Here is a 7,590-nt window from a genome sequence, read left to right on the forward strand (position 1 = left end):
CGGGGCCTCGAGGCAGCCGCGTCCCTCGCGCGCATGCCCGACCCGGAGATCCCCCGCCGCATCCAGGAACCCCGCGAGCTGGCGACCCGCCTGCAGATCAACGGCACGCCGAGCTTCGTCTTCGAAAGCGAGATGCTGCGCGGCTACGTGCCGCTCGACGGCATGCGCGATCTCGTGGCGCAGATCCGCGCCGAGGGCTGATCCCTCACAGTCGTGCCGGGGGCGGGCTCAGTCCGGCCCCGGACGGCGCTCGCCGTCGCCGTCACACAGGCGGTTCATCCGCGCCCGCGCCGCCCCCGGCGGTGCCGCCGGCAGGACCAACCGGATCCGGGTGCCCCGCCCCGCCCCGGCGCCGACCTGAGCACGAGCTCGCCCCCGCCGATCAGGGCTTCGCGGGCGTTGCTGATGAGTCCGAGCAGCGCCGCCCCGAGTTTGACCGGGTCCACGTGCACGGCCCGCAGCTTCCCCTCCATCTCGACACGCAGCGTATGTTGCGGCCCCAGCACCTCGGGCGCCACAGCCTGCAGCGGTGCGATCAGCTGCGCCGTGCCGGACGGAAATCGGGCAGCGAGCGCGGCGCGGTGGAGCAGCTGCACGCCCGTGAACACCCGAACCGGAGGAACTGGGCGGCGTGTCCATAGCTTAAGAAACGCAGCGGTCAGCGGAGCCAGAGCAGCACAAAGCTCAGGTGGCGGCCATTGCCGAACGGCCCCTACCTGCGCTTGATCGGCTTGTAGTCGACTTGCTGCGGCTGTGGCGGGGAGGTGCATGCGGCAACAAGCTTCGCCCCGTCCCGGATCACATCACTCCGCGGCCTGCGCGGCGCCTGGCTCCTGCGCCTCGATCTCGGCGGCCTTCTTCTCGACCTCCTCGACGATGTGCTCGATCATCTGGTCGTTCGACATCTTGTGGCTCGCCTTGCCGGCCAGGTAGACCATGCCGCTGCCGGCACCGCCGCCGGTGAAGCCCACATCGGTCATCAGCGCCTCGCCCGGCCCGTTCACCACGCAGCCGATGATCGAAAGCGACATCGGCGTCTTGATGTGCTCGAGCCGCTTCTCCAGCGCCTCGACGGTCTTGATCACGTCGAAGCCCTGACGCGCGCAGGACGGGCAGGAGATGATGTTGACACCGCGGTGGCGCAGCCCCAGCGACTTGAGGATCTCGTAGCCGACCTTGATCTCCTCGACCGGGTCGGCCGAGAGGCTCACCCGCAACGTGTCGCCGATGCCCATCCACAAGAGCTGGCCAAGGCCGATGGCGCTCTTGATGGTGCCCGAGGTCAGCCCGCCCGCCTCGGTGATGCCGAGGTGGATGGGTTTGTCGGTGGCCTCGGCGAGGCCCATGTAGGCGGCGGCCGAGAGGAAGACGTCCGAGGCCTTCACCGAGATCTTGAATTCGTGGAAGTCGTTGTCCTCGAGAATGCGGATGTGATCCAGCGCGGATTCGACCATCGCCTCGGGGCACGGCTCGCCGTATTTCTCGAGCAGGTGCCGCTCGAGGCTGCCGCCGTTGACGCCGATGCGCATCGAGCAGCCGTTGTCGCGGGCGGCGGCGATGACCTCGCGCACGCGCGCCTCGCTGCCGATGTTGCCCGGGTTGATGCGCAGGCAGGCGGCGCCGGCCTCGGCGCTTTCGATGCCGCGCTTGTAGTGGAAGTGGATGTCCGCGACGATCGGCACCGGGCTCTCGCGCACGATCTCTTTCAGCGCTTTCGAGCTCGCCTCGTCCGGCACCGAGACCCGCACGATGTCGGCACCCGCCTCGGCGGCGCGCTGCACCTGCTCGATGGTCGCCCTGACGTCCGTGGTGACGGTGTTGGTCATGGTCTGGACCGAGATCGGCGCATCGCCCCCAACCGGCACGTTCCCGACCATGATCTGGCGGGACTTGCGCCGCTCGACGCTGCGCCAGGGTCGGATGGGATTGTGGCTCATACCGCGAAGCTCCTCCTGAGAGCGTCTGTCGTTTCCCCGCCTATCTAGCGCTCTCGCGCCGTCGGGGCCAGTCTCCTTTCCGAGAGCTCCGCCCGCAGGGACGTGCGGCACGCCGTTTCCGCGCCCCGCATCTTGCGCGACGGGACGGTTCGGGGGATCAGTCGGTGAGGGTCGCGGTGGTATCGTTCAGTTCGGCCACGACCCTCTCGAGGTCCGAATCGCGGGTCGCGTCGGCCACCTGATAGGTCTGGGTGAGGTTCTCGACCGAGAGCGCGAGGTTCTTGGTCACCGCGCCCTTGGCGCCGGCCGGCCCGTAGGTCTGTCCATTCACCGCGAAGTAGACCGCGCCGGATTCGCCCACGCGCAGGGTGGCGGGCTCTTCTGTGGCCGGCAGCTTGTAGGTGTCGCCGGCGTTCATGATCGCCTCGTAGATCACCGAGCCGTCGGCCGCACGCACCCGTACCCACGCCGGGCGCACCGCCATCAGCGTGACGGCGCCGGGCGCCGAGGTGATCCGCGGCGCCTGAAGCGAGGCGAACTGGCGCTCGGAGCCGTCCGGGGTCGCCATCGGCTGCGGCGCGGTCATGCCGCGCCGCGCGAAGGCGCCGACCGTAGTCGGGTCGAGCGAGGAAATCGGGGCGTCGCGCGCCACCAGCACCGGCACGTCCAGCGCCTGCGGCCGGTAGAGCCTGGCGAGCGCCTCGGAGCCCGGGGGCGAGAAGGCGCCGACGCCCTCGGCGCGCGCGACCTCTTCACCGTCGTCGTCGGTCTCGGGCACGATGGCCCCTTCCAGCGGGTCAAGCTCGCTCAGCACCACCGGGGTCTGGTCCACGGGCGCGAGCTGCACGCGCTGCACCTCGCGCAGGACCGACCAGCCGCCGTAACCGATGCCACCGATCAGCGCGATCAGCACCAGCATCGAACCGATGGCCCCGGGCTCGATCCGCGACAGCAGCGAGTCGCCGGCGGGCACGAAGGGCATCCGCGGTTCCTCGAACGGGTCGCGGGCCGAGGAGCGGAGCGGCTCGCCCGGTTGCGGCTTGCGGGTGGGCGATGCCCTCCCCGGCCTGCCCTTGGCCCCGGCCAAGCCGCTTTCGGCGCAGAACTGCTGGAAGCATTCGTCGGGATCCATCCCGAGATAGCGGGCATAGGAGCGCACGTAACCGGCGATGAAGCCCGGCGTGTCGAAGGCGGAGGGATCGCAATTCTCGATCGCGGCGATGTAGCTCGCCTTGATCCTAAGCTCGCGCTGCACGTCGAGAAGCGACTTGCCCATGGTCGCACGTTCGCCACGCATCACGTCGCCAAGCCGCAACGTGAAATCGTCGAACCCGCGCGGTGTGTCTTCGTCGACAACCGCCTCCGGCTTACGTGAGGATTTCCGCCCGATCATGCGTTCAACCCAGTTACCGCTGTCCCAAGTAGCCCTGCCCACTCACGCGTTCGCGATTCGCGTCGCGCGCTTTATTGATACGACGTTAGCACATCACAACAGGGTTTACAGAGTTCTAACGAGCGATGAGCATGGATCTGCGCACCGCCCGGCCATTCGCGTTTCTCCCGCCGAACGCATCGAGCGCCTCGGAAGTTCCTAAATCGTCATCCGAAATTCTCGACCGCGTTCCGGGCGTCCCTGTGTCGGAAGCCGGGGCGAGACCGTGACCTATCCATAAAAAACCTCCCATGCCGGGGCACGGGAGGCAATGAAACACCGATCACGTCCCGGATAGCGGGCGTGAGCGCGTCAGGCGCTGAGCTCCTGCCGATTGAGGGCGCAGCGCGACCAAAGTTCGTCGAGCGCGCGCACCAGACGGTCCATCTCGTCGGGGCCGTGCACGGGCGACGGGGTGAAGCGCAGACGCTCGGTGCCGCGCGGCACGGTGGGGAAGTTGATCGGCTGCACGTAGATGCCATAGCCCTCGAGCAGCATGTCGGACAGCTGCTTGGTGTGCTTCGGGTCGCCCACGATCACCGGCACGATATGCGAGCCGTGGTCGATGATCGGCAGCCCCATGCCCTTGAGACGGGTCTTGAGGATCCGGGCCTGGGTCTGGTGCTTCTCGCGCAGCGCATGGTCGGTCTTGAGATGCGCGATCGAGGCCGCGGCCCCGGCCGCCACCGCCGGCGGCAGCGAAGTGGTGAAGATGAAGCCCGGCGCGTAAGAGCGGATGGCGTCGCACATCTTCTCGCTCGCGGCGATGTAGCCGCCGAACACGCCGAAGGCCTTGCCGAGGGTGCCGTTGATGATGTCGATGCGATGCGAGAGCCGGTCACGCTCGGCCACGCCACCGCCGCGCGGGCCGTACATGCCAACCGCGTGCACCTCGTCGAGATAGGTCAGCGCGTTGAACTCGTCGGCGAGATCGCAGAGCGCCTCGATGGGCCCGAAATCGCCGTCCATCGAGTAGACCGATTCAAAGGCGATGAGCTTGGGCGCGCGCGGATCATCGGCCTCGAGCAGCTCGCGCAGGTGGGCGGTGTCGTTGTGACGGAAGATCCGCTTGGCACCGCCGTTGCGCTTGATGCCCTCGATCATCGAGGCGTGGTTGAGCTCGTCGGAATAGATGATCAGCCCGGGGAACAGCTTGGGAAGGGTCGAGAGCGTGGCGTCGTTGGCGATGTAGGCCGACGAGAACACCAGCGCCGCTTCCTTGCCGTGCAGGTCCGCCAGCTCGGCCTCGAGCCGCTTGTGGTAGACCGTGGTACCCGAGATGTTGCGGGTGCCGCCCGAGCCCGCGCCGGTGCCGTCGATGGCCTCGTGCATCGCCTGCAGGACGACGGGATGCTGGCCCATGCCAAGGTAGTCGTTGCCGCACCACACGGTGATCGGCTGCTCGGTTCCGTCAGCCTTGCGCCAGGTGGCGTGGGGGAACTGGCCCTTCTTGCGCTCGATGTCGATGAAGGTGCGGTAGCGGCCTTCGTCGTGCAGGCGGGTCAGGGCGTCGTCGAGCTTCGCGGTGTAGTCCACCGGTATCTCCTTCCTTGGTCGTGCCACGTCTTTTGCGGGCTGCGTGGCTGGCTCCTGCGGGGTCATCCGCAGTCAGATGGTCCGCATTCACAGGAGTGAATGGATACCGCTCACATCGTCTCATGTCCACGGTTTAGAACGATGCTAAATGTCGCGGCCTTGATTTGCATCAAGACTTTCGGAGCGTGTCCCGGGGGTCGGGTTTCCCATACTACTCAGCCGTTCCCGATCGGCGCATCCTGAAGCTGGCCGAATTGACGGCCCCGCCCGCCTCCACCCGGCGCGGCCTTGAGCTTCATTTGAGACATCCTGGATATGCGGTCGCCACCATCGGCATGAAACTCACCTCGCATGGCCTTGGCCATTCGGGCATCGCCTTGGCCTCGCTCGGTTTTCTCGCCGCGTTCCTGGCCGAGATGGTGCTCTTGCGCCGGGCCGAGCTGTCGCTGGTCTACATCGCCATCATCGCCGCAGAGACCCTGCTGGTGCTTTCCTACGCGCTGCTGATCGGCGAGGGGCTGAGCCTTCGGCAGGCGGCCGGGGCGGCGCTCGTGCTTGTCGGGCTCGCGGTCGCGACAACCTGAGGTCCCGGCTCTGGACAGTGCGCTCGGCGCTGCTAGGCTCGCGCCGAATTGACCGCACACAGGAGCCTTGGCATGTCACTCGACGCCGTTCTCGCCCGCATCGACACCGATCTTCCCGCCGCGACCGACCGGCTGCTCGAGCTGCTTCGAATCCCCTCGATCTCGACCGACCCCGCCTACAAGGCCGACTGCGACCGCGCCGCCGACTGGCTGGTGGCGGATCTCGCCTCGCTCGGGGTCGCGGTCGAGAAGCGCCCCACCCCCGGCCATCCGATGGTGGTGGGCCATGTCGACGGCCCCGGCCCGCACATCCTGTTCTACGGCCACTACGACGTGCAGCCCGTCGATCCGCTGAACCTCTGGGACCGCGATCCCTTCGATCCGGCGCTCGAGGAGACCGCCAGGGGCACGGTGATCCGCGGCCGCGGGGCGGCGGACGACAAGGGCCAGCTGATGACCTTCATCGAGGCCTGCCGCGCATGGAAGGCCGAGCACGGCAGCCTGCCCTGCAAGATCACCTTCTTCCTCGAGGGCGAGGAAGAGAGCGGCTCGCCCTCGCTGGTGCCCTTCATGAAGGAGAACGCCGACGAGCTGAAGGCCGAGCTGGCGCTGATCTGCGACACTGGGCTCTTCCAGTCGAAGACCCCCGCCATCATGACCATGCTGCGCGGCCTTCTCGGCGAAGAGCTCACCATCACCGGACCCGACAAGGACCTGCACTCGGGCATGTACGGCGGCATCGCGAGGAACCCCGCGCGCGTCCTGACCAAGATCCTCGGCGGGCTCTTCGACGACGACGGCGTGATCCAGGTGCCCGAGCTCTACGAGGGCGTGCCGGTGCTGTCCGACGAGCTGAAGGCGCAGTGGGAAGGACTCGGCTTCGACGACAAGGCCTTCCTCGGCGACGTCGGGCTGTCGATCCCCGCCGGCGAAAGCTCGGTCACCCCGCTCGAGATGATCTGGGCCCGCCCCACCGCCGAGATCAACGGCATCTGGTCGGGCTACACCGGTGATGGCTTCAAGACCGTGCTGCCGTCCAAGGCCCACGCCAAGATCAGCTTCCGTCTGGTCGGCACGCAGGACCCCGAGGCGATCCGCAAGAACTTCCGCGCGTGGGTCGAGGCGCAGCTGCCCGCCGACTGCAAGATCGCGTGGAAGGACCACAGCTGCTCGCCTGCCTCGCAGATGTCTATCGAGCACCCCGGCTTCGAGGCCGCGCGTCAGGCGCTGTCGGACGAGTGGCCCGATCCCGCGGCCTATGCCGGCTGCGGAGGCTCGATCCCGATCGCGGGCTACTTCAAGACCATCCTTGGCATGGACGCGATGCTGGTGGGCTGGGGCAAGGACGACGACCAGATCCACTCGCCCAACGAGAAGTACGACCTCGAGAGCTTCCACAAGGGCATCCGCAGCTGGGCCCGCATCCTCGAGGCGATGACCCGGGGCTGATTGACCTTTGTCCGGGCGGGGGATGCCTCCGCCCGGCATGCTCGGTGGCCGCTTTCGGTATCGGCGCCGTTAACCTCGATGCCGTGTTTTTCACGAGATTCTTAACCTTCAGGGCCCGGAATCTCAGGGGTTTCGCGTCTCACGCGCAAATCCGAACCGTTTGCCGTGGTGTTTCCCAACCTCGGGCGCAATCGCTGCAATAAATCGCCATTATTCGCCCCTACCCCTTAACGCGCCGGAGCAAGGCCATGCGCCTCCGCGGTCCTTTCTGCGCGCAACGTGCAGCCGGGCCGGCAGGGACGCGGCGCCGGATCCGGCAGAGGTCGGGCCTGCGCGACAGACGCGGGTATCGCCACATGGGTCGGGCACCGAGGCAGGGCTCAAGGCAGGGACAGAGGCAGGGACTGGACGAATGAGGCAATACGCGTTTCGGAAGATGACCCACGACGATTTCGTGGCCCGTGTCGAGCGGATCGACCCGCGTTTCATCCGCGACGGCGGCGCGCATCCCGAGGTGCAGGTCCGCAGCAGTCACCCGTGGATGTACCTGCTGATGGGCTTCGGCTGGGCCTACCTGACGATCTCTGCGGCCCGCAACCGCGAGGGCATCCAGGAGAGCCTGACCCAGGGCAGCCTGCCCACCCACCTGCAC

General features: G+C 67.5%; 7 protein-coding genes and 1 pseudogene. 4 read left to right on the plus strand and 4 right to left on the minus strand.

The genetic code is table 11. From position 1 onward, the window contains the following. Positions 1-201: DsbA family protein (locus tag HC022_RS15000; RefSeq protein WP_175583586.1), on the plus strand; the 201-nt coding region annotated here is incomplete at its 5' end. A gap of 74 nt (positions 202-275) precedes the next feature. Here HC022_RS15000 and HC022_RS15005 read toward each other — a convergent pair. The 4 genes from HC022_RS15005 to hemA form a co-directional block, all read right to left on the minus strand. After that, a complete protein-coding gene (locus tag HC022_RS15005) occupies positions 276-596 on the minus strand; it encodes a hypothetical protein (protein ID WP_167452988.1) in 321 nt (106 codons plus the stop codon). Between the two features lie 207 nt (positions 597-803). Then, positions 804-1,937, minus strand: coding sequence for a flavodoxin-dependent (E)-4-hydroxy-3-methylbut-2-enyl-diphosphate synthase (gene ispG, locus HC022_RS15010; RefSeq protein ID WP_167452989.1), 1,134 nt, complete (start codon positions 1,935-1,937; stop codon positions 804-806). A 157-nt stretch (positions 1,938-2,094) separates the two neighbouring features. Further along, complete coding sequence (locus HC022_RS15015) at positions 2,095-3,330, minus strand: helix-turn-helix domain-containing protein (protein WP_167452990.1); 1,236 nt, start codon at positions 3,328-3,330, stop codon at positions 2,095-2,097. Between the two features lie 351 nt (positions 3,331-3,681). Beyond that, entirely contained in the window at positions 3,682-4,905 is a 1,224-nt protein-coding gene (hemA, locus tag HC022_RS15020) for a 5-aminolevulinate synthase (protein ID WP_008885951.1), read from the minus strand. Positions 4,906-5,204: 299 nt separating this feature from the next. Between hemA and HC022_RS15025 the strand changes: the two genes are divergently transcribed. The 3 genes and pseudogenes from HC022_RS15025 to HC022_RS15035 form a co-directional block, all read left to right on the plus strand. Next, positions 5,205-5,489, plus strand: coding sequence for a 5-aminolevulinate synthase (locus HC022_RS15025; RefSeq protein ID WP_254885101.1), 285 nt, complete (start codon positions 5,205-5,207; stop codon positions 5,487-5,489). 72 nt (positions 5,490-5,561) lie between these two features. Next, positions 5,562-6,938: a M20/M25/M40 family metallo-hydrolase gene (locus HC022_RS15030; RefSeq protein WP_089957337.1), complete on the plus strand. Its 1,377-nt coding sequence runs from the start codon at positions 5,562-5,564 to the stop codon at positions 6,936-6,938. 412 nt (positions 6,939-7,350) lie between these two features. Next, a pseudogene (locus tag HC022_RS15035) lies at positions 7,351-7,590 on the plus strand (hypothetical protein); the annotation flags it as partial.

It is taken from the genome of Salipiger sp. HF18 (assembly GCF_011806505.1).
In the GTDB taxonomy this organism is placed as follows: Bacteria; Pseudomonadota; Alphaproteobacteria; order Rhodobacterales; family Rhodobacteraceae; genus Salipiger; species Salipiger thiooxidans.